22 protein-coding genes and 1 other RNA gene are annotated in these 21,690 nt (G+C 30.0%); 10 read left to right on the forward strand and 13 right to left on the reverse strand.

Annotated elements, in window-relative coordinates:
* The first annotated feature begins 294 nt into the window (after window positions 1-294).
* Both L8X40_RS05885 and L8X40_RS05890 read left to right on the forward strand, forming a co-directional pair.
* On the forward strand, window positions 295-1,923 hold the full coding sequence (locus tag L8X40_RS05885; protein ID WP_263667517.1) for a multidrug ABC transporter permease/ATP-binding protein: 1,629 nt from the start codon (window positions 295-297) through the stop codon (window positions 1,921-1,923).
* Between the two features lie 9 nt (window positions 1,924-1,932).
* Window positions 1,933-2,406 (forward strand): GlcG/HbpS family heme-binding protein, encoded by a 474-nt coding sequence (locus tag L8X40_RS05890; protein ID WP_263667518.1) that lies wholly within the window; start codon window positions 1,933-1,935, stop codon window positions 2,404-2,406.
* A 24-nt stretch (window positions 2,407-2,430) separates the two neighbouring features.
* On the opposite strand, the gene cgb is transcribed toward L8X40_RS05890, so the two are convergent.
* Window positions 2,431-2,859, reverse strand: a complete 429-nt coding sequence (cgb, locus tag L8X40_RS05895; RefSeq protein ID WP_263667519.1) for a single-domain globin Cgb — start codon at window positions 2,857-2,859, stop codon at window positions 2,431-2,433.
* Window positions 2,860-3,049: 190 nt separating this feature from the next.
* Here cgb and L8X40_RS05900 point away from each other — a divergent pair, with 190 nt between their 5' ends.
* From L8X40_RS05900 to L8X40_RS05915, 4 genes are all read left to right on the forward strand, one after another.
* Window positions 3,050-4,054 carry an extracellular solute-binding protein gene (locus tag L8X40_RS05900; RefSeq protein ID WP_261545168.1) on the forward strand — a complete coding sequence of 335 codons (1,005 nt, stop codon included), beginning with the start codon at window positions 3,050-3,052 and terminating at the stop codon, window positions 4,052-4,054.
* A gap of 19 nt (window positions 4,055-4,073) precedes the next feature.
* The gene (locus tag L8X40_RS05905; RefSeq protein ID WP_263667520.1) at window positions 4,074-5,657 is read left to right on the forward strand and encodes an ABC transporter permease; all 1,584 of its coding nucleotides are present in this window, start codon (window positions 4,074-4,076) and stop codon (window positions 5,655-5,657) included.
* Window positions 5,657-6,637 carry an ABC transporter ATP-binding protein gene (locus L8X40_RS05910; RefSeq protein ID WP_261545166.1) on the forward strand — a complete coding sequence of 327 codons (981 nt, stop codon included), beginning with the start codon at window positions 5,657-5,659 and terminating at the stop codon, window positions 6,635-6,637. Before L8X40_RS05905 ends, L8X40_RS05910 begins: the two co-directional genes overlap by 1 nt.
* 84 nt (window positions 6,638-6,721) lie before the next feature.
* The gene (locus tag L8X40_RS05915) at window positions 6,722-7,945 is read left to right on the forward strand and encodes an HD domain-containing protein (protein ID WP_263667521.1); all 1,224 of its coding nucleotides are present in this window, start codon (window positions 6,722-6,724) and stop codon (window positions 7,943-7,945) included.
* A 4-nt stretch (window positions 7,946-7,949) separates the two neighbouring features.
* On the opposite strand, the gene ffs is transcribed toward L8X40_RS05915, so the two are convergent.
* Window positions 7,950-8,047: signal recognition particle sRNA small type (ffs, locus tag L8X40_RS05920), an RNA gene on the reverse strand.
* Window positions 8,048-8,099: 52 nt separating this feature from the next.
* On the opposite strand from ffs, the gene L8X40_RS05925 reads away from it, so the two are divergent.
* Complete coding sequence (locus tag L8X40_RS05925; protein ID WP_087699830.1) at window positions 8,100-8,543, forward strand: hypothetical protein; 444 nt, start codon at window positions 8,100-8,102, stop codon at window positions 8,541-8,543.
* 10 nt (window positions 8,544-8,553) lie between these two features.
* Here the strand turns inward: L8X40_RS05925 and L8X40_RS05930 are convergent, their stop codons facing one another.
* From L8X40_RS05930 to L8X40_RS05950, 4 genes are read right to left on the reverse strand one after another with little or no spacing between them, the layout of a single operon-like run.
* On the reverse strand, window positions 8,554-10,179 hold the full coding sequence (locus L8X40_RS05930) for a flagellar hook protein FlgE (protein ID WP_087699832.1): 1,626 nt from the start codon (window positions 10,177-10,179) through the stop codon (window positions 8,554-8,556).
* 4 nt (window positions 10,180-10,183) lie between these two features.
* Complete coding sequence (locus tag L8X40_RS08595; protein WP_214100422.1) at window positions 10,184-11,191, reverse strand: flagellar hook capping FlgD N-terminal domain-containing protein; 1,008 nt, start codon at window positions 11,189-11,191, stop codon at window positions 10,184-10,186.
* 50 nt (window positions 11,192-11,241) lie between these two features.
* On the reverse strand, window positions 11,242-12,942 hold the full coding sequence (locus tag L8X40_RS05945) for a flagellar hook-length control protein FliK (RefSeq protein WP_263667523.1): 1,701 nt from the start codon (window positions 12,940-12,942) through the stop codon (window positions 11,242-11,244).
* A gap of 3 nt (window positions 12,943-12,945) precedes the next feature.
* Window positions 12,946-13,284 (reverse strand): hypothetical protein, encoded by a 339-nt coding sequence (locus L8X40_RS05950; RefSeq protein ID WP_039619431.1) that lies wholly within the window; start codon window positions 13,282-13,284, stop codon window positions 12,946-12,948.
* 126 nt (window positions 13,285-13,410) lie between these two features.
* On the opposite strand from L8X40_RS05950, the gene typA reads away from it, so the two are divergent.
* Window positions 13,411-15,219: a translational GTPase TypA gene (gene typA, locus L8X40_RS05955; RefSeq protein WP_039629177.1), complete on the forward strand. Its 1,809-nt coding sequence runs from the start codon at window positions 13,411-13,413 to the stop codon at window positions 15,217-15,219.
* Complete coding sequence (locus tag L8X40_RS05960; RefSeq protein WP_263667524.1) at window positions 15,219-15,851, forward strand: poly(A) polymerase; 633 nt, start codon at window positions 15,219-15,221, stop codon at window positions 15,849-15,851. The genes typA and L8X40_RS05960 overlap by 1 nt, the downstream gene beginning before the upstream one ends.
* A gap of 11 nt (window positions 15,852-15,862) precedes the next feature.
* Here L8X40_RS05960 and L8X40_RS05965 read toward each other — a convergent pair whose 3' ends face one another.
* Window positions 15,863-16,603, reverse strand: a complete 741-nt coding sequence (locus L8X40_RS05965; RefSeq protein WP_263667526.1) for a carbonic anhydrase family protein — start codon at window positions 16,601-16,603, stop codon at window positions 15,863-15,865.
* Window positions 16,604-16,721: 118 nt separating this feature from the next.
* On the opposite strand from L8X40_RS05965, the gene L8X40_RS05970 reads away from it, so the two are divergent.
* Window positions 16,722-17,105, forward strand: coding sequence for a GNAT family N-acetyltransferase (locus tag L8X40_RS05970; RefSeq protein WP_263667527.1), 384 nt, complete (start codon window positions 16,722-16,724; stop codon window positions 17,103-17,105).
* On the opposite strand, the gene L8X40_RS05975 is transcribed toward L8X40_RS05970, so the two are convergent.
* From L8X40_RS05975 to pyrE, 6 genes are all read right to left on the reverse strand, one after another.
* A complete protein-coding gene (locus L8X40_RS05975; protein ID WP_263667543.1) occupies window positions 17,106-17,735 on the reverse strand; it encodes a protein-L-isoaspartate(D-aspartate) O-methyltransferase in 630 nt (209 codons plus the stop codon). It lies immediately after the preceding gene.
* Between the two features lie 90 nt (window positions 17,736-17,825).
* Window positions 17,826-19,343, reverse strand: a complete 1,518-nt coding sequence (locus L8X40_RS05980; RefSeq protein ID WP_263667528.1) for a disulfide bond formation protein B — start codon at window positions 19,341-19,343, stop codon at window positions 17,826-17,828.
* An 11-nt stretch (window positions 19,344-19,354) separates the two neighbouring features.
* The gene (locus L8X40_RS05985) at window positions 19,355-19,522 is read right to left on the reverse strand and encodes a dihydroneopterin aldolase (protein WP_087699845.1); all 168 of its coding nucleotides are present in this window, start codon (window positions 19,520-19,522) and stop codon (window positions 19,355-19,357) included.
* Between the two features lie 124 nt (window positions 19,523-19,646).
* On the reverse strand, window positions 19,647-20,669 hold the full coding sequence (locus L8X40_RS05990) for a ribonucleotide-diphosphate reductase subunit beta (RefSeq protein WP_087699847.1): 1,023 nt from the start codon (window positions 20,667-20,669) through the stop codon (window positions 19,647-19,649).
* Window positions 20,666-21,082, reverse strand: a complete 417-nt coding sequence (locus tag L8X40_RS05995) for an RDD family protein (protein WP_087699849.1) — start codon at window positions 21,080-21,082, stop codon at window positions 20,666-20,668. The genes L8X40_RS05990 and L8X40_RS05995 overlap by 4 nt, the downstream gene beginning before the upstream one ends.
* Window positions 21,082-21,690 (reverse strand): orotate phosphoribosyltransferase, encoded by a 609-nt coding sequence (gene pyrE / locus L8X40_RS06000; RefSeq protein ID WP_263667529.1) that lies wholly within the window; start codon window positions 21,688-21,690, stop codon window positions 21,082-21,084. The genes L8X40_RS05995 and pyrE overlap by 1 nt, the downstream gene beginning before the upstream one ends.

Consider the following 21,690-nt stretch of genomic DNA (forward strand, 5'->3'; position numbering starts at 1 on the left):
CGTGAGGTGTTTTTTAGATAAATAATTTAACATAAAGAATCCTTTTTTATGTATTTAATAATTATTACCACGCTGTGTTTTATGGTATTAATTACAAACAAGTTCTTAACAATTAAGTAATGTTAATACTATGTTTATAAATTTAAGCTTAATTATAAAAAATAATAAAATATTAGTGTAATAAGAATATATTACATGAGCTTGAATATATTGAAAAATAGGTTTTTTTAAGGATATATTATATTATCAATAAGTGGTTATAATTTCACATTTATTGCTTGAAAAGGTATCATTGTGAGTTTTTTGTGGATTTTATTTCAAGAAAATAAATTTAAAATCATTCTTTTTTTGCTTTTTAGTATTTTTACAAGCTTGTTGGGTGTATTGACTTTAGTTTTTATCAATGAGTTTTTATTAAAAACTAGTCTTGAAAACTCAAATATTATCGTGTATTTTGTGCTTTTGTTGCTTGTATTTTTTGCAAGTTCTTCTTTTGTAGAAATTGCTTTAAGCTCGTTTGGACAAAGTTTTATTTTTAAAATGCAAAGAAGGGTTGTAAAGCAAATTTTAGATACAAGTGTTTTGAGTATTTTAAACACCACCAAAGCAAAGATTTTAGCTTCTTTAAATAATGATGTGCGTAGTATTTCTTTTGGACTTTTAAGACTTCCTGAATTTATACAATCGAGTGTTTTAATTATTTGTGTAAGTGCTTACATAGCTTACCTTTCTTTGGAAATTTTCTTTTTGTGTTTAGCGTGGATAGTGTGTGTTTTTTTGGTAGATAATTTTTTGATGAGCAAAGTGTATTTTTATTTTAAAAATGCTAGAGAAAATGATGATGCTTTGCAAAAAAACTATCAAAATATTTTACAAGGACATAAAGAATTAACCTTAAATCCTTTAAGGGCGAAGTATTATTATGAAAATGAGTTTGAAAAAAATGCCCTAAAAAAGAAAAAAAGCTCTACTATGGGAAATATCTTGCATATTTTATCTAATAACTGGAGTAATAGTGCTATGCTAGCTTTAGTAGGAGTGGAGTTTTATATAGCTTTAAGCTATGAACTTGCTAGTTTGCAAAGTGCTACGACTATAGCTTTGAGTGTGCTTTTTTTAAGAGCACCGCTTGGAGCTATGATAGGAAGTTTTCCTACGCTTATGATGGCAAAAATCGCTTTGGATAAAATTTCAAATTTAAATTTAGAAAACTATTCTCATGAGTTTAAACTCAGTCAAAATAAAAAAACTTGGCAAAAACTTTCTTTTAAAGATGTGTCTTTTGCATACAATGAAAAATTTGCACTAAAACCTGTAAATTTTGAGCTTAAAAAAGGCGAATGTGTATTTTTAATAGGTAAAAACGGTAGCGGTAAATCTACTTTTTCTATGATTTTAGCAGGGCTTTTTACAGACTTTAAAGGAAATATTTTTTTAGATGATGAAAAAATAACTTCGGAAAATATGTATGAGTATAGAAGTTTAATTAGTGCGATTTTTAGTGATTTTCATTTGTTTGAGCATGTTTTAGAAGATGAGAAATTTAGCAAAGAGGATTTAGCATATTGGCTTGAAATTTTAGAACTTAATGAAAAAGTAGAACTTGTAGAAAATACTTTTAGCACTATAAAACTTTCAGCTGGACAAAAAAAGCGCCTTGCTATGCTTAATGCTTTGCTTGAAAAAAGAGATATTTTAATATTAGATGAGTGGGCTGCTGATCAAGATCCTATGTTTAGGAAGTTTTTTTATACTAAGCTTTTGCCACTTTTAAAGCAAAAAGGTATTACTATATTTGCTATAACTCATGATGATGTGTATTTTGATATGGCTGATAGAATTTTACTCGCACAAAATGGTCAAATTTGTGAATTAAAAGGCGATATAAAAGAACTAGCAAAAAATGCAGTAGAAAAATTTTAAAGGAAAAAAATGAAAAAATTACTTATATTATGTTTATTTTTAGGAGTAAGTTTGATGGCAAAATCTTTTGAGCTTGTAAAAGAGCCTGTTTTAACTACGCAAATGGTTGAAGGGATTTTGGAGCTTGCAAAGAAAGAAGCAAGAAAAAACGGCTTTCATGTAAGTATTACCATAGTAGATAAATCCGGTCAAATTTTAGCAGTTTTAAGAGATGATAAAGCGGGTGTGCATACGCTTAGTGCTAGTTATAAAAAAGCTTATACAGCCACTTCACAAAAAAGAGAAACAGCGGTTATTTTTAAAGGTGTAAAAGAGGGTAAAATACCTGAAGATATTCGTTATTTAGATGATAAGTTTTCCATTATGCCTGGTGGGGTACCGATTTTTATAGATGGAGTTGTTGTTGGTGGTATAGGTGTGGGTGGAGCACACTTAGATGAGGATGTAAAAATAGCTAAAGCAGGAATAGCATTTTTACAATAGGCTTTGAAAATTCAAAGCCTATTGTTACTTAGCTTTTGCATAAATTTCTTTTTCAATGTCTATATAAAATTGTGCGATAGCTTTATAAGCTTCTTCCCAAGCTTTTAGCGTAGTTTCATCTGCATTTAACACTACTTTAATAGCCTTTAAAAGACAAGTGCCGACTATAGGGTAATGCTCTTCTTTGACATTTAATTTCGTATGAGTGATAGCTACTTTATCAACAAAGCTTCTCATATTTTCTAAATTTTCTACATTTTTTGCTGCCATTAAAATAGCCATTGCTAAAGCTTTTGGTTGCTCTCCTGAAGCTTGTTTTTCCATATTAAACATAGGCTTTACTTCAGGATATTCTTCAAACATGATTTTATAAAATTCTTTTGTCAAAACTTCACCATTTTTTTGTAAAATTGGTACACAATCTTTGATGATTTGAATTTGCTCTTGTGTCATTTTATCTCCTTTGTATATTGTATTCTTGATGATTATATAAAAATAAGAGAAAAAATATCTTGATTCATGTTAATTTTGTATTATTTTATTTTAAATTGATTATGTATATCAATTTAAGTAAATATAAAGTGAATTATTAATATAATAATCCTTATCAATTTCAAAATTTAAAATTAAGGAAATTTATAAAATGAAAGCAAAAGTAGTTTTACTATCTTTGTTAGCTGCTATGAGCTTAAGTGCTCAAGAGCTTACGATTTATTCTCATCGTCATTATGATTCTGATAAAGGAATTTTCAAATTATTTCAAGAAAAAACAGGTATTAGTGTAAATGTGGTGCAAGCTAAGGCTAATGAGCTTGCTAAAAGATTAGAAGTTGAAGGTAAAAATTCAAAAGCAGATTTATTTATGACTGCTGATGCGGGAAATTTAGAACAAGTTCGCACAAATAATCTTTTTGTTTCAGTTAGCTCGCCTGAGCTAGAAAAACTTTCTCCAAAAGAGCTAAGAGGCAAAAATAACGAATGGTATGCTTTTACAACAAGAGCAAGAATCATCATCGCTTCTAAAGATAGAATTAAAGATGGAGAGGTTAAAACTTATGAGGATTTAACTGATCCTAAATTTAAAGGTAAAGTTTTAGTAAGAAGTTCAAATAATGTTTATAATATTTCTTTGTTAAGTGCAATGATTGATACTTTGGGTAAAGAAAAAGCAAAAGAATGGGCACAAGGCATAGCAAATAATCTTGCACGCACTCCAAAAGGTGGGGATCGTGATCAAATTCGTGCAATCTATGCAAAAGAAGGCGATGTGGCTATATCAAATAGTTATTATCTAGGACATTTAGCAAATTCAAAAAATCCTAAAGATGTTGAAGCTGCAAATTCAGTAAAAGTGATTTTTCCAAACCAAGATGATAGAGGAACACATATCAATGTAAGCGGTATAGGTGTTTTAAAAACTTCTAAAAATAAAGAAGCTGCGGTTAAATTTATTGAGTTTATGCTTTCAAAAGAAGCACAAGAAATTTTAACAAACCAAAATTATGAGTATCCAGTAAATAAAGAAGTAAAACCTGCTAAAATTTTACAATCATGGGGTGAGTTTAAAATCGAAAAACCAAATTTTGAAGCTTACTGGGGTAATGCTAAAGAAGCTTTAATGATTTTTGATGAAGTTCAATGGAAATAATTTTAAGGAAAAATAAAATTTGAAATTTTTAAGTCTAAGGTGGTCTTTTGCCACCTTTTTTTTCTGTAGTTTAATCATACTGCCTATACTTGCTATTATATTGCACCTTCCTTTTATAGATATTAATACCTTAAAACATTTGAGTAAAAATGTCTTGCCACGATATATTTTTGGTAGTGCTTTTATATTGTTTGGGACTTTAGTATTGTGTTTGATTATAGGTTTAGTTAGTGCTTATTTGATAGCTTTTTATAAATTTTTTGGCTCGAAATTTTTTAAATGGTTTTTGATTTTACCTTTGGCAATACCTTCTTATGTGATGGGTTTTGTTTGGATTGATTTGTTTGAATTTCAAGGCTTAATTCCCACACTTTTAGGTGTTGATAGGCGTATAGATATCATGAATGCTTATGGTGTGATTGTGATTTTATCTTTTGCGCTTTATCCTTATGTGTATTTTTTTGCTAAAAATACTTTTGCTTATGGACTTGGAAATATCATTTTAAGTGCTAAAACGCTTAAGGCTTCTAATTTAAAAACATTTTTTAAAGTGATTTTGCCATTTTGCCGTGTGGGTATAGTGGGTGCTTTGCTGTTGGTGGCTATGGAGGTTTTGAGTGATTATGGCTTAGTGGCGTATTTTGGTGTAGATACTTTTAGTGCAGGAATTTTTAGAACATGGGGAAGCGGTGGTGATGAAGTGAGTGCTGTGGCTTTGAGCGTGGCTTTACTTGTATTTATCGCACTTTTAATGCTTTTAGAAAAAATTCAAAGAGGTAAAAAAGGTTTTAATCAAAATGTATTTTTGCCTACTCCAAAAGATGAGTTAAAAGGCTTTAAGGCATTTTTAGCCTTTTTGTGGTGCTTTTTGGTGGCATTTTTAGCTTTTGTCGTGCCTATTATATGGCTTGTTTATTGGGCTGGGTTTGATTTTATGCAAAATTTAAGCAATGTCTTAACACCTGCATTTTATAGCCTTAGTGTGGCTTTGGCGAGTTCTTTTGCTATTGTGGGAGTGGCATTTTATTTGTGTTTTGTGGTGCGTTTAAATGATACAAAAGCTTCTAAAATCATCCTTTGGCTTACGACTTTGGGGTATTCTTTACCTGGAGCTGTGGTAGCTGTGGGAATTTTAGTGATTTTGGGTGTGTTAAATTATATTTTTGACCTTTTATCTTTTGAATATGCCATAGGTGGTGGATTTTTGGTGTTGTTTTTTGGGTATTTTGTGAGGTTTTTGGCTTCTGGAATTTTTGCAACTCAATCAGGCTATGAGCGAATTTCTAAAAACATAGACTATGCAAATTTAACCTTAAAATCAAAACCACTTAAAATTTTCACTCAAATTCATTTTCCTTTGATGAAACATTATTTAGCTTTAGCTGTGGTGATTATTTGTGTGGATATTTTAAAAGAATTACCTATTTCAACTATACTTTCACCTTCAGGTTTTCAAACGCTTTCATCGCTTGTATTTGCTTATAGTGAAAATGAGTTAATTTATAATGTTTCTTTGCCATCTTTGATTATAGTGTTATTTGGGATTATCCCTACATTTTTAATGCATTATTTGCAAAATAAAAACAACCAAAAAGGACGATAATGGAAATCTTAAAAATTGACAATCTTTACAAATCTTTTGGAAAAACAGAGGTTTTAAAAGGAATTTCTTTGAGCTTAAAAGAAGGTGAGATTGTCAGTATTTTGGGAGAAAGTGGCTGTGGTAAGAGTTCTTTGCTTGGTTGTATAGCTGGATTTTTTGAAATCAATGATGGTAGTATTTATATAGGGGATAAACTAGTTGCTTCTAAGAGTGTGTATTTAGCCCCACAAGAGCGTGATGTGGGGGTTTTGTTTCAAGATTATGCTTTGTTTCCGCACTTAAATGTAGAAGAAAATATATGTTTTGGTATAAGCTCTTTAAGCAAAAACGAGCAAAAACAAAGACTTGATGAAGTTTTAGAAATTTTAAATTTAAATACACTTTTAAAGCGCTATCCAAATGAACTAAGCGGTGGACAAGCTCAAAGGGTAGCGCTAGCAAGAACCATAGTTGCAAGGCCAAAAATCATACTTTTTGATGAGCCTTTTTCAAATTTAAATCACACTTTAAGTGTTAAAATGCGCAAAGAAATCAAAAATATTTTAAAAGAGCATAAGCTTAGTGCTATTTTTGTTACGCATGATAAAGACGATGCTTTTTATTTATCAGACAATATCGCTTTGATTAAGGATGGGAAAATTTTAGACTATGGAAGTGCTAAAGAGCTTTTTTATAAGCCTAAAAATATAGATAGTGCTTGCTTTTTAGGAGAAGCATTTTTTATAGATCCAAATACAATTTTAGATGAGAAATTCAAAGTATATTTACAAAGTAAAAATGGCATTTTACGCCCTAATGATATACAAATTTCAACTTCACAAACTCCTTTAAAAGCTAGCGTTTTAGAATGTGTGTTTTATGGGGATTTTTATGAGATAAGTGTGAGTTTAGAAGGACATATTTTTAGCATTTATCATCATAAAGAGCTTAGTAAAAATGATGAAATTTATCTTAAGTTAAGTGATAGAGAAAAATTTTAATCACTCTAATTCATTTTCAAATATATCTAAAATTTGCTAAAGATTATAAAATAAAGTAAAATCACAGCAAAAAAAAGGAAATAAATGGTTAGCGTAGAATTAATAGAGCATATTTTTAAAGCTGCTTCTATATCAAGATGGAATGATTATCCTAGAATGACAAATTTAGTCGAACTTGATAAACAAGCGCATAAATTTATCATTGCTTATTTCATTGCTAAAATGGAAAAAGATGTGAATATGCGTTTTATTGTAGAAGCAGGGATTTTTGAGTTTTTAAGCAGGGTAGTAGTGACTGATATACGCCCTGATGTGTATCATGAGATAACGCGTGCAAAAAATGAGCAAGTAAGTGCTTGGGTATTAAGCAAAATCGCACCGATGATTCAAGATATTGAAAATGGTGCATTTTTAAAACGCTATGAGCTTTTTTTACAAGGTAAAGATTATTCTAAAGAAAGGCTTATTTTAAAAGCTGCTTCGTATTTTGCGACAAGATGGGAGTTTAATATAGTTTATCAAACTAGTTCATTTTTAAGTGATATTGATGAGATTAAGGCTAAGGTTGAAGAAGAATTAGAAGATTATTATGAGTTAATCGGCGCAAGAAAAATCGCCCTTAATCAAAAAATTTCTAAAATAATTGATCTAAGCGGACGTTTGCGTTTTCAAAAAAGATGGGCGCAAACTCCAAGAATTCCAGAAACTGCGGTTTTAGGGCATATGCTTGTGGTGGCTATTTTGTCTTATTTTTATTCTTTAGAAGTAAAAGCATGTGATGGTAGAATAGAAAGCAATTTTTATTGTGCTTTGTTTCATGATTTACCTGAAAGTTTAACTAGAGATATCATCTCTCCGGTAAAATATGGCATAGATGGTTTAAATGAGATCATCAATGAATATGAGATGAAGCTTATTAATGAGAAAATTTTACCTTTTATACCGCTATCTTTTAGAGAAGAATTTAGTTATATACTTGGTATTAGAGAAGGACAAAATGAAGAAAGCGCCTTTGTAAAAAATGAATTTGAAAATCGTATTTTTAATAATAAGCCAAGTGTTTATAGTGGTAGTTTAGATGCTGTTAATGAAGATCGTTTTAAGGCTATTGATGGAAAAGCTTTGAAGTATTGTGATAAACTAGCAGCTTTTATAGAAGCGGCTTTGTCAATTAGCTATGGAGTAAAGTCTAAAGAGCTTGAAAATGGTTTTTTAGGAATGTGTGAGTATTTCAAAACAAATCCGACCATTAATGGGGTAAATTTCTTTAGAATTTGTGAGGATATTAAAGGATATTTTAAACTTTAAAAACCCTCTCCCAGATGACTGCGGCACACACTAAGTCTAAGTGCTCTGCTGTGTTCCCACCCTGAAGCGGTGCTTAAAAATAGCATTGCACAGGTCTAAGAGAAGGCAGTTGAAATAATATCTTAAAATATCTTAAAAAACATTGAGGTGAAGTATGTTGAGTATATTTGCAAACTTTTTATCTAAATTTAGAGAATTTTTTGTTCCAAGTCATTTGTCTTTAGAATTTAGAGCAAAATCTTTTGCTGCTATTATCGTGGCGAATAAAAATATAAAAGCAGAAATTTGGCAAGTTTTAGCTGATATTGCAAATGAAGTTTATCCAAATGATAAAAGCAGACAAGCAATTTTGGTGCAAACTTCTAAAGAATATGTAGATAGAGTTTTAAAAAATGAGCTTAGTTTGGATGCTTTGCTTAAAAATATTGCCTTGCTTTTAAAGAAAAATCCAAGATATGCAAAAAAGATTAATTTTCATAGACTTGAGCGTTTGATGGATAAAAATGAAGAAGAAGCTTTGATACAACTTAGGGTGTATGAGTTTTTTGAGCAAGAAATAAAATATATTTTAGAGAAAAATTCAAAAGAATCAATATGAAAAGCTGAAATTAGCGTTTCATATTGATTGCTTTTTGTATCATTTGATCAGCTGTTGTGATACTTTTACTGCTTGAATCATAGGCTTTTTGTAAGGTGATTAAGTTTGTAAAAGCTACTGATAAATCCACATTAGATTGCTCTAGTTTTCCACCTTCAAAGGTAGCTGTGCTGAAATTTCCATTAGCATCAAGCAAAAAGGTTGGATTACCACTATTTCCTGTTTGCCCATAAAGATTTTCTCCTAGCTTTTCTAAGCCTTGTTCATTTGTAAAATTAAACAAAGCAAGTTTTGCCATAGCTATTTGATCTCCATTTGTAAAAGTCGCTATGATAGTACCATCTGTATTAATAGAATAGTTATTTAAAAATCCCTCACCCTTGCCATCTGTTTGTGTGTGTACCGAAGGTTGTTTATTTTGTAAAGCATGAAGTCCATCATAACCTGAATTTGGTATATTTGGATCATAATAAGAACCAAGATTTATGTTAACCTTTGTGCCATTATTATCTACTGAATTTAAGGTGTTAGATACCAAGGCTCCAGCCTCGTTAAAGGTAATTAAACCTTCAGTTGTTCCACCTATTTTATTGCCATCATTATCATATACTTGAGCAACTGCTTTGTATTCTAAGTCTGTACCATTTTGTGGTAAAACTCTATCTAATTTAACCTTAACCCAACTAGTAGAACCATCAGGATTAATTAATTTTGCAGAAAGTTCTGTGCTATCTGCTACTTCTTTTTCTACACTTAAATGAGATGATTCTAATTTAGCTGTTTCTAAATCTACTTTATCTAATTTTTGATTATCAATACTAAAAGCCAAATTCTCATCTAAAGTAGCTTGTAATGTTTGACTAGCACCTTTTTCATCAGTGATTTTAAAATATATAGTATCGCCAGGTTTTAAGCCATAAATTTGCTCATCTTTTACACTTCCTGAAATTTTTACACTACCATCTTTGTTTTTGCTAAATTCAAACTTAGAAGCATCTACATCTACATTTACCGCTTCTGTTTTGGTGCTTGTATCTAAATTTCCACTCCAAGTGATATTTTGTGTTGGTTGAGGTGGTAAATAAAGATTTTTAGGTACAGAGATAGGTCCTTGAGTATTAACTCCGCCTATTTGGAAATTTTCTCCAGGCGTTCCACTCCAAGCTGTGGTAACTTTTTGTCCCATAACTTGACCAAACATATTTGAAACCCTATCACTTAGTTGAATTTCTTTTAATGATGGATTCATAGTTCCAAGCACATAGTTTCCGTTTGAATCTACTAAAAAACCATTTGCATCAGGTTTAAAAGCACCATTTCTAGTATAATAAACTCCATTGCCATTACTTACACCAAAAAAGCCTTTTCCTGCAATTGCTACATCAAATTCATTATCAGTAGAAACTAATGGTCCTTGTTCAAAAATATCATTAGTAGCTCCTGCTACACTACCATAACCAGTTTGACCTTTGTTATAGGATTGTGTTGTTATGGTGCTATAAAATACATCTTTGAAAGCTACGTCAGAGTATTTAAAACCAACTGTATTAACATTGCTTATATTATGAGCAGTATTGTCTATACCATAACTTTGGGATTTTACTCCATTTACTCCATTATAAAATGCTGTAAACATGATTTTATCCTGTAATCTCTTTAATATCTTCCCATTTAACCCAGCTACCGCCCATACCAACTAGAGCTTCACCTTCTTCAAATCTAACTCCAGTAATAGGATAAGCACCATAAGTTGAGTTCACTGTTGTTCCATCTTCACCTATATAGCTTGCTCTTACATAGTATTTTCCAGATGGCACAGGATTTCCGCTATCATCGGTTCTATCCCAAACAATTTGTTTCATACCAGCGCTCATATCTTTAACACTCATTGTTCTTACAGGATCTCCTGCTTCATTGTAAATAGTAAATGTTACAGGTTCACTATCTGATTTATAAGCTGAATCAATCTTAGCTGTTTTTATATCAACACTTGGAGTGTGTCCTACTATTTTAAATGTTTGATCTTCTCCAACTATTGCCTGAACTGTTTCTTCTTGTCCTTTATCGTCTTTCAATTTAATATGTATGGTTTCCCCAGGTTTTGCTACTTCTTCATCAACTTTACCACTAATATCAAGTTTATCTTCACCATTTTTATTAAGTTCAAAACCTTCTATATCAATATCAGTCTTTTTACCTTTTTGAGGTTCTTTTGGTAAATACATATTAATTTGAAATTGTATATCATCATCTGCCACTACAAGATAATTATCCTTAACCGTTGCAAGTTTTCCAACCGCAGCTAATGCACTCATACCAGTACTTGCTGCAATAGAATTTTGTAGTTTAGTCATTGCTACTACAAGCTGAGTCATAGTTTTATTAGTATTATCTTGCATTTCAAGTGCTGAAAGTTGTGCTGTTTGAGTAAGCATTTTTTCAGTATCCATAGGATCAGTTGGATCTTGATGTTGAAGCTCTATTAGAAGAAGCTTTAAAAATGCATCCTTGTCAAGCTCTGCTCCAGGGTTATAAATTAATCCACTATCACCTTCTCCAGCTCTAGCATTTCCTTTAGTATTTGGCATATCTTTGGTGTTAAGTGCTGCTAAAGGACCTTGAAGAGTTTGTGTATTTATATTTGACATAAAAATCCTTTTTTATATATTTTTAAAGCTTAAAGCAAAAAATATTCCATTTAAAAATATTTTGCTAAAACCATTTCCAAGCTTGGTTTTTCTTGAATTTCTTTTTCAAAATTCACCTTATCTTCTTTATTATTGCTACTTTTTTGTTTTTGTTGATTATTTTGTTCTTTTCTTTCTTGGTTGTTAAAATTCATTTCTAAATTTGTAAAGCCCATGTTTACAAGAGCATTTTTAAACTCAGCTTGATGTTGTATGAAAAGATTTAAAGTATTTTGATTAGAATTAAAACTGATGTTTAGGTTGGATCCTCTTTGGACTAAAGTAACTTCTACTTCCCCAAGATTATGTGGATTTAAAGTTATACTAAAGCGTGTTATAGGTGCTTTATAACTTTCTAGTTTTTCTTTAAATTCTTGAGCAAAATCATTGAAAGTTTCTTTCATAGGAATATTTTGATTTCTTACAAAATTATTAGAAACTCTATTCATTTCTTTCACGTAAGAATTTAAATTTTCTTCATTATGATCACTATCATCTTTTGTAAGTTCTTTGGTGTTTTTGAAAATATCGTTAAAAACATCTGTGTTCTGAGTATTTTTTTCTGTTTTTAATTGTTTGTCTTGAGTATTTAGTAAATTTTCTAAATTAATTTTCAAATCTTGATTTTGATTTTGTAAATTTTGGATATTTTTTGTATTTGTTAATTCGGTTTTTAAATCTTTTGAATTTTCTAAAACAGAACTTATTTTTTTATTAAAGCTATCTTCACTGGTAGTTAGTTTTTCATTTTTTAATATTTCTTTAAAGTCTATCTTTTCTTTGTCTTTGATTTCTTTTTTCAAGTTTGTATTTTGAGTGAGATTGATAAGCTCAATATCATTGGCTTTATCGTTATGTTTAGTGGTTATATTTTGTATGTTTTTTGTATATTTTATTTCTTTTTCATCTTTATCTTGAATTTTTTCTACTAATTTTTCTTTAAAATCTATGTTTTGAATATTATCTTTATTTGGTGTTTTTTCATTTTTTTTAGGAAGTTCTATATTTTTTAAAGCAGAAGAAAGCAAAGAAATACCTTCATTTTCTTTGCTTTTTATATTTTTACCTGAATTTGGTTCTTCTTTTAAAAGTTTGGTGATTTTTTGATTGATTAAATCTTGAAAAACATTAGTATTGTTTTGTTTTTGTGGTTCAATTAAGTCTTTATTGTTTAAATTTGGTGTTTTAAAAAAGCCTTTTTTATCAAGATTTGGAAAGGCTTCTTTTAAATCTTTAATTTGTTCAAATTTTATATTTTTTATATTTAATCCAAGATCTTTTGCTATGTTAAAAAGCTCATTAATATTTTTTATATTTTTTAGCTTGTGCAAGTTTTTTTCAAGAGTTAAAATAGCAGTATTATCTTGCACGAGTTTGTTTAATTTTATATCCTTGCTATCACTTTGTAAAACCTCTAATAAAGAAAGAATTTGCATAAAACTCGCACCTTCAAAAAGTTTTATAGCATCTTTTTCATCTAGTGAAAGTTTATTATTGGTATCTTTTAAGTCTTTATCTTTGCTTGTGTTTTCTTTTTGTGGTGCCTTAAAATCTTTTGATATACTTCCATCTTTTTCATTTATTGCTTGTAACAAGGAATTTAAAAATTCCTCTCCATCGTTTTGTGAATTAGTACTCTCTTTGTTAAGATTTTCATTTTGTGGAGCGATGCTTAATAAATTTAAAGCATCGCCTGCTTGGATATTTGACATTAATTAACCTACTAAAAAATTATTTTTTGCTAAATTTGGAAATAAATTTTGCAATTGTGCTGCACAATCAAGTTTTAAATTTTCATGAGAAAGATTAAAATTTTTAAATATTACTAACAATTCTTCTATATTTTTAGCGTTTAAAACCGCATTTTCATTATGAGCATCATCTAAAATTTCGCTTACTTTGCTTGAAAGCTTTGCATAGTTTAGTTCTTTTTCTTCGTTTGAATTTACAACTTCTAAATAATTTAAAAGTTCCATAAAATGCTTACTATTTAAAACTGAAGTTCCTTGTTTTTCTAAGTTAGCGTTGAAGATTTGAGTATTTAGGTTTGACATATTTTTCTCCTTAAAAATAATTCTTACCCAAACAAAAGCAACAAGTGTTCCAATTTGTTAATCTTAATTTTTAAGCATTTTTTTTATATAATATTAGATTTTAAATTTAAGACTTTGGAGAAAAACTTGGATAATATTAGAAATATAGCCGTTATAGCTCACGTTGATCATGGTAAAACAACGATGGTAGATGAGCTTTTAAAGCAATCAGGAACTTTTAGCGAGCGTGAGCAAATAGCAGAACGCGTAATGGATAGCAATGATATAGAAAAAGAAAGAGGTATTACTATACTTTCTAAAAATACTGCTATTAATTATAAAGGCACTAAGATAAATATTATAGATACTCCAGGCCATGCTGATTTTGGTGGTGAAGTTGAGCGTGTGTTAAAAATGGTTGATGGGGTTTTACTTTTAGTTGATGCACAAGAAGGGGTTATGCCTCAAACTAAATTTGTGGTAAAAAAGGCTTTATCTTTGGGTCTTAAACCTATTGTTGTTATTAATAAAATCGACAAGCCAGCTGCTGATCCTGAAAGAGTAATCAATGAAATTTTTGATCTTTTTGTGGCTTTAGAGGCAAATGATGAACAACTTGATTTTGCAGTGGTTTATGCAGCTGCTAAAAATGGTTATGCAAAACTCGCACTTGAAGATGAAAGCACTAATATGGAGCCATTGTTTAAGACTATACTTGAGCGTGTGCCTGCTCCAAGTGGTAGTGATGAAAATCCTTTACAACTTCAAGTTTTTACTCTAGGTTATGATAATTTCGTTGGTAAAATAGGCATTGCAAGAATTTTTAATGGCAAAGTAAAGAAAAATCAAAATGTAATGCTTGCTAAGGCAGATGGTTCTAAAATCAATGGAAGAATTTCAAAACTTATTGGTTTTATGGGACTAGAAAAAATGGACATTGAAGAAGCAGGGACAGGTGATATCGTTGCGATTGCAGGTTTTGAAGCTTTAGATGTAGGAGATAGTGTTGTAGATCCAAACAACCCTATGCCACTTGATCCTTTACATATAGAAGAGCCAACTTTAAGCATAGTATTTTCAGTAAATGATGGTCCTTTAGCGGGTACTGAAGGAAAGCACGTAACTTCAAATAAAATCGCAGAACGCCTAGAAGCGGAAATGAAAACTAATATTGCTATGAAATATGAAAGTACAGGTGAGGGTAAATTTAAAGTAAGCGGAAGAGGCGAGCTGCAAATAACTATCTTGGCTGAAAATATGCGTAGAGAAGGTTTTGAGTTTTGTATGGGAAGACCTGAAGTTATCGTTAAGGTAGAAGATGGGGTAAAAACAGAGCCGTTTGAGCATTTAGTGATTGATGTGCCTGATGATTTTACCGGAGTGGTGATTGAAAAACTAGGTAAAAGAAAAGCTGAAATGAAAACTATGACACCAACTGGAGATGGTCAAACAAGACTTGAGTTTGAAATTCCTGCGCGTGGGCTTATAGGATTTAGATCACAATTTTTAACAGATACTAAAGGCGAGGGTGTGATGAACCATAGCTTTTTAGAGTTTCGTCCATTTAGCGGAGCAGTTGAAAAAAGAAATAATGGTGCGTTAATTTCTATGGAAAATGGTGTTGCGCTAGGGTATTCTTTATTTAACTTGCAAGATAGAGGGGTGTTGTTTATCGATCCTCAAACAAAAGTATATACAGGTATGATTATAGGCGAGCATTCACGCCCAAATGATTTAGATGTTAATCCTATTAAAGGTAAAAATTTAACGAATGTTAGGGCAAGTGGTAGTGATGATGCGATTAAGCTTGTACCGCCTAGAAAATTAAGCCTTGAAAGAGCGTTAGAGTGGATAGAAGAAGATGAGCTTGTAGAGGTTACTCCACAAAATATTAGAGTTAGAAAAAGATATCTTGATCCTACTCAAAGAAAAAGAATGGAAAAGGCTAAGTCTTAATGGATTTTGAAGCCATAAGACAAGCTTTAAATAAAAGACTCAAAGCTTTGCAAATTTTAGCATTTGCTGAAGCTTTGGTTATATTTTTTCTTGCTTTTCAATTTAGCAAAGATGTGATTATAGCTTTATTTTTTGCTGTTTTAGCAGGAGTTTTGTTTTTTAGAATTTTAGGAAGAAAGCTTATGTGGGGACGCAACGAGCTTGTGTTTAAAATGTGCGAAGAATTTTTAAAACAAAACAAAGCTAAATTTGACAAACAAGGCTTTGTTCAAAAAGATTTTGAAAAAATTGCGTTTGATTTTTCTTTAAAAACTTATCATTCTCAAAATTCTTTTATTTTTGATGATTTTATTCTTTATGATGTGAAATTTAAAGATGAATTTGGGAATTTCTTTTGTGGAATTTTGCTTTATAGTAAGAAATTAAAAGAAGATATTAGTTCAAATGAAAGTATTTTTGAAAAAGTAAAAGATAAAGAATTTTCTACACAAAGAGTTTTGAAAAAAGATGATTATTTGCTTATAGCAAGTTTGAAAAATCCTTTTTTTGCTGATTTAAAAATTTCAAGCGAGTTAAATTTTAAACTTTTTAGAGCTAATTTAGAAAAAATTCAAGCTTTTATACATGATTAAGTTTAGCTTACTTAATCATTTTGTTCTAAATTATTAATTTCTTGTATTTTTAAATTCTCATTTTTTCCCATTAAATTTTGTATGGTTTGGATTTGCTCTTTAGAGGCATAGCTTATATCTTTTAAAACTATCCAAGTGATTTTTTGATTACAAGGCTTGTTGAGTTTATTTTTAAAGATATAAAAAGATTGAAGATTATTTGGCAATAACTCATTAGCACTTAAGCCTTGAACATAAAGCTTATCGCCTTCTTTTTTAGGAAAAGCACGGATGATTTTTTTAATAAAAGGATTTTCCACACCTTCTTGTAAAAATAATGCAACTACTACTATATCGCCTTTTTGACTTACATGACTAAAATGAATTTCTAAAGGATAAGACTTTTTATCAATAGAAATTTTTGATGGGCTATGAAAGTGAAAATGAGATAAATTATAACTTGTATTATCTAGTACAATGTGGCTTCCATTGCTTGCAAAATACATTTTTATGGTATAACCATCATTTATTAAACCAAAAGAATCATTTGAGTAGTTAAATTCTAAAGAATGATTTTTATTTGTAGCCTTTTTACTATTTATATTGATAAAATCTTGATTTAAACCACTTTCACAATAAATCCAGTTTTTATCTAAATTTTTCCATTTGTCTTTGTCTATAAAATTTCCATGCGAGGCATTTTGAGGCATTTGCTCATAGGCAAAAAGCATGCTAGTGGTAAATAAACCAAAAAGTATTTTTTTAAAACTCATAATATTCCTTTTTTTAGTATAATTATAAAAAAATAAATCCTATAAGAAGCTTATGTTTAAAAATAATTATATTAAAATTAAATATTTTAAAAAAATTACAGATGATATTAAGGATAAATTGATCGATATATGGGAGGATAGTGTAAAACATTCCCATGATTTTTTATCTGATTTTGATAGAGAAAAGATTAAAAATGATCTTTTAAATTCTCAAGTATTTTTTAGTTTAAATTATTTGATTTGTTATGATAAAGACGAAATGATTGGATTTTTAGCATTTATGGACGATAAAATTGAAATGTTGTTTTTAAGGTCAAAATATTTTAACAAAGGTATAGGCACTACTTTAATGTTCAAAGCCGTAAATGATTATCATTTGAAATATGTTGAAGTAAATAAAGACAATTATAAGGCGTATAAATTTTATCAGAAAAATGGTTTTATACAAGAGAGTGAATATAAAGATGAATATGGTTTTATTATTTTAAAAATGAAATTTTAACTATTCTTTGCCATCTTTGATAGGCACAAAAAGGCATTCATCTAAAACTTCTTTGCTAATCTCACCATCTTTTTTGGTAAATTTAGTGATGAATTGTTGATTTCCTATAAGTAAAGGAGCTACTAAAATTCCATTATTTTCAAGTTGATCAAACAATGCATTTGGAATGTGTTCTATATAAGCTGAGAGTAAAATTCTATCATAAGGTGCATAATTTTTCCAACCATTTTGCCCATCATCAAATTTTACATGAATATTAGCATAGTTTAGTTTTTTAAATTTTTCTATAGCACTAATTGCAAGTTTTTCAATGCGCTCTATGGTAAAAACTCTTCTAATAAGCTTACTTAAAATCGCGGCTTGATACCCGCTACCACAACCTATTTCTAAAACACTATCGGCATCTTTAAAATCAAGCGCCATGGTCATTTTTGCTACAGTTAAGGGCGAGCTTATCCATTGATTGCCCATTAGAGGAAGCGCATCAAGTCTATAAGCATGCATTTTTAAAGGTGAAAAAATTTCTCTTGGAGTAGAACAAAAAGCTTCAAATAATTCTTCATTGATGAAAGTATTTTTGCGAATTTCTTCTGCCATAGTTTGACATTGTTTTTGTTCAAATATATGAATCAATAAGCACTCCTTGATAAAAAGCGTTATTTTATCTTAAATTTTATTTATCTAGCTTTAAAATCCTTAAGGCGTAAAAACGCCTTAAGATTAATCAAGTGTATAAAGGATGTTTAACCCATCTTGATAAGATAAGATGTGTGCTTTGCCATCTTTAAAGAATAAGCTTCTTGCATTAGTTATATTTTCTGGATAAGAAATAGTTTTTACAACTTCTTCTTTATCTAGATCAATTACAGCAATAACATTATGCTTTTTACTTAATGCATAAATTTTACCATCTTTAAATGCCATTGAAGTTACATAAAGATCGCCCAAAGTTTTTCCTTCTTTTAGTTCAGCTTTAGGAGTAAATTCAGCTGAAAGAACTCTATCTGCTAAAGAAATTTTAGAAATTACAAAAGTTTTAGCGTCTTTATTATTTGGAACAGTTGCTGTATACATATATTTTCCATCGGTAGTTGTACTTAAAATATGATGGAATTTAGCTCTAACTGTATCAATTCTACCACGACCAAGATCTTTACCTTGCCCTTCGAAATTATTTGCTCCTCTCATAAAATCAGCATATTGTAAAGCTTCATCTGCATTAGGATTTTGAGCAAATCTTAAGAAAGATTTATTAGAACCCATTAAGATGTATTTGTTATCTAAATAAGGAATAATTCCTACGATAGGATTAATTGTGGCTGAAAAATATGGATCTAATAGAAAATCTGCTTTAGTGCTAAAATTATCATCTAAGAAAAATACTTCCCATTTAGAGCTTGCAACATACTCTCCATTAATATAATCAAGAGTATTAATAGGCTTAGGAAAATCAATTTTTGTTTCATTTGTTATTTTTAGATTTTCATCAATACTTGCAAATGGAGCATTGCTGATATTATTATCAAACTGAATGCCTAGTTTTTCACTAGCAGGTGCAAAAGCAAAATCAGGTTCTTTAACATCGCGTTTTCCTAAGAAAGAAATGCTTTTCCAGCTTTTACTCCAACCTGAATCATCCCAAATGATGTATTTAGGATTTAAACTAAAGCGAACTGGATCACCTTGCCCACTATATGGAATAGGACCAGTGCTTACGAAAGCTTGGAATACATTTGAAGCTACAATAAAAGCAACAATAACCATAGCGGCTAAGTTAAATTTAGTTAATTTTCTAAAGTTAGCTCCTTCCATTTCTTTTTCAAAAGATCCAAATTTTGGAGCAAAAGCAAAAATAACACCTAGTAGTAAAACAACCGCCCAAAACACTACTTCAGCCCAAAAATAAGTGTGTAGACCAAAAATAGGTAAACCAAAACCTTGATCAAGATCACGATGTGCGTGACCACTTATATGATTAAATGATTGCCATAAACCAAACGCAGTTGCAAATAAAAGGAATGCTAAAAATTTACCTTTCATGCCATAACGCACAACAAATAAAGCCGCTACACCGATATAAATCATTGATTCTCTTTGACCCCAGCAAGAAGTACAAGGGCTATCACCTAGCATATAGCCAAAAATTAAATTTGCAATTCCAACAGGTAATAAAATTATTAAAAAACCTGCCATGCACATTAAAAAATAAAAGAATTTAGTTTTATTAATATCATACATATTCGTCACCTTTATAGATTCATTAGGCCTAAGATTGCGCCTGATTTACGACCTAAATAGTCAAATACCATAATAGCCCATGAAATTACAAGTATAGAAAAAGCTAACTTTTCTTTTTCAGGTTTAGCTATCATGAGAACTATGGCAACAAAAATTAATAAAAGTTCTAAAAACTCCATAATTACCCCTTTATTAATAAAATAAAATGGCGGATTTTACAATAATGAAATAAATAAAAATAAAATATTAAATAAAAAGAGAATTTTAGTTTAAAAAAATGTAAAATATGGGTAGTTTTGTGACTTAAAAGTCATCAAAACTCAAACTTCCCTTGGAGTAATTTGTAACTTTGCTTTCAAAGAAATTGCTTTTTTGATCATTAAATTTAGAAAAATCATCCACCCATTTAATAGGATGTTTTGCATTATAAATTTTATCAAGATTAATAGCGATTAGTCTTTGATCAACAAGATAGTGAATATACTCTTCTATAATATCATCTGTAAAGCCCATGATTTGATTTTGAGTGATGTATTTACCCCATTTGATTTCAAGTTCGCCTGCTTTTTTAAACATATCATAGATTTTGCTTATATTAGTATCATTAAATAAGTCAGGCCTTTCTTTACGTACAGAATTAATCATATTTTGAAATAATAACAAATGAGTAATCTCATCTCTTTGTATAAAGCGTATCATTTGCGCTGATCCTAGCATTTTCCCTGCGCGTGCTAAAGCATAAATAGCGGTAAAACCGCTATAAAAATATACCCCTTCTAAAATTTGATTTGCTACCATAGCAAGCAAGAGTTTATTATCATCTACTTCGCCAGCTAGTTCTTCATAAATACTTGAAATGAAATCATTTTTTTCTCTTAAAGTTTCATCGTGTTTTTCCATTTCATAAATTAAGTCTGTATTTTCACAGATTGCTTCAACCATTACCGCATAAGATTTTGAGTGGTTTGCTTCCTCATAAGCTTGTCTTGCTAAAACTGCATTGATTTCAGGTGCTGTGATGTAAGGATTAATATTATCAGCAAGATTGTTTGTTTGAAAACTATCCATTGAGATAAGTTGAGACCAAACTAAATCATACATTCTTTTTTCTGCTACGGTTAGATTACAGCGATAATCAAGCGCGTCTTTGGTTGTATCTACTTCTTTTGGAAACCAAGTATTTGCTTCCATTAAATCCCAAAGTTTTAAAGCCCAAGTATATTTTGCTTTGGTGAAATTTAAAATCCCGTGAGGATTACCATTGAATACTTTTCTATCATTTAAAGTTTCATTTGATTTTGGGTTGTAAATTCTTTTTCTATTCATTTTTCTACCTTTGTTACAATAACACTTTGGCTTAAAATATCATGCAAAGCCAAAGTATCTTTTCTTAAAAAACTTACCAAAAAGCCAATTAATAAACCAAAACTTACGATAAAAATAATATAGCGTAAAAGTATTCTAAAAAAATTAAGTTTTTGGCCATTTTTAAGATCAATCAAGTATAAATCATAAGCTTTAAGTCCAGGGCTTTGGGCTTTTTTCGCTAAAAATAAGGCTTGTAAAAGCCCAAAAATTAAAGAACATAAAAAAATTATAAGTTGATTGTTTAAAAAGGCTTCTTTGGAACCAAGTGTAAAATAAAACAAATATAAAATAGGCACATAAAGCAAAAATAGATCAATCAAAAAAGCTTTAAATCTTAAAAAGCGAGTAGCTATTTTTGCTTTAGTTTTCATTAGTTTCCACGACTACCAGGTTTGATAGCTTTGGTGCCTTTTTCACAAAGTGGGCAAGTATTTGCATCATAGATGTCAAATTCGAAATTTCCTAATGCAAAGAGTGGTAAATTTTCAGGTAATTTTGCATTTTCTTTTCTTGGGTTATTTAAATTTTTTACCGCGCAAAAACCACGATTTGCTAAAGCTGCAAAGCCAACTACCTCCCCACCTAAACTCTCGATGATTTTCGCACTCTCAAGTGCTGAACCACCTGTTGTGATAATATCTTCACAAATAATAAATTTTTCACTTTTTTTTACTTCAAAACCACGTCTAAGACTCATCGTTCCTTCTACGCGTTCAGTGAAAATAAAACGTTTATTACAAGCTCTAGCAAGCTCATAACCTGCTAAAATTCCACCTAAAGCAGGAGAACAAATACTATCAAATTTAATGTTAAAACTAGCAATAACTTTTGCAAGCTCCTCACAAAGCTCACCCGCTAGTTTCGGATTTTCTAAAACTTTAGCACTTTGAAGGTAAAACTCAGAGTGTTTTCCTGAGCTCAGTAAGAAATGCCCTTGTAAATATGCCCCACAATCTTTATAAATTTGTTCTAAGTTCAT

The organism is Campylobacter sp. CNRCH_2013_0855, assembly GCF_025773025.1.
Lineage (GTDB): Bacteria > Campylobacterota > Campylobacteria > Campylobacterales > Campylobacteraceae > Campylobacter_D > Campylobacter_D jejuni_C.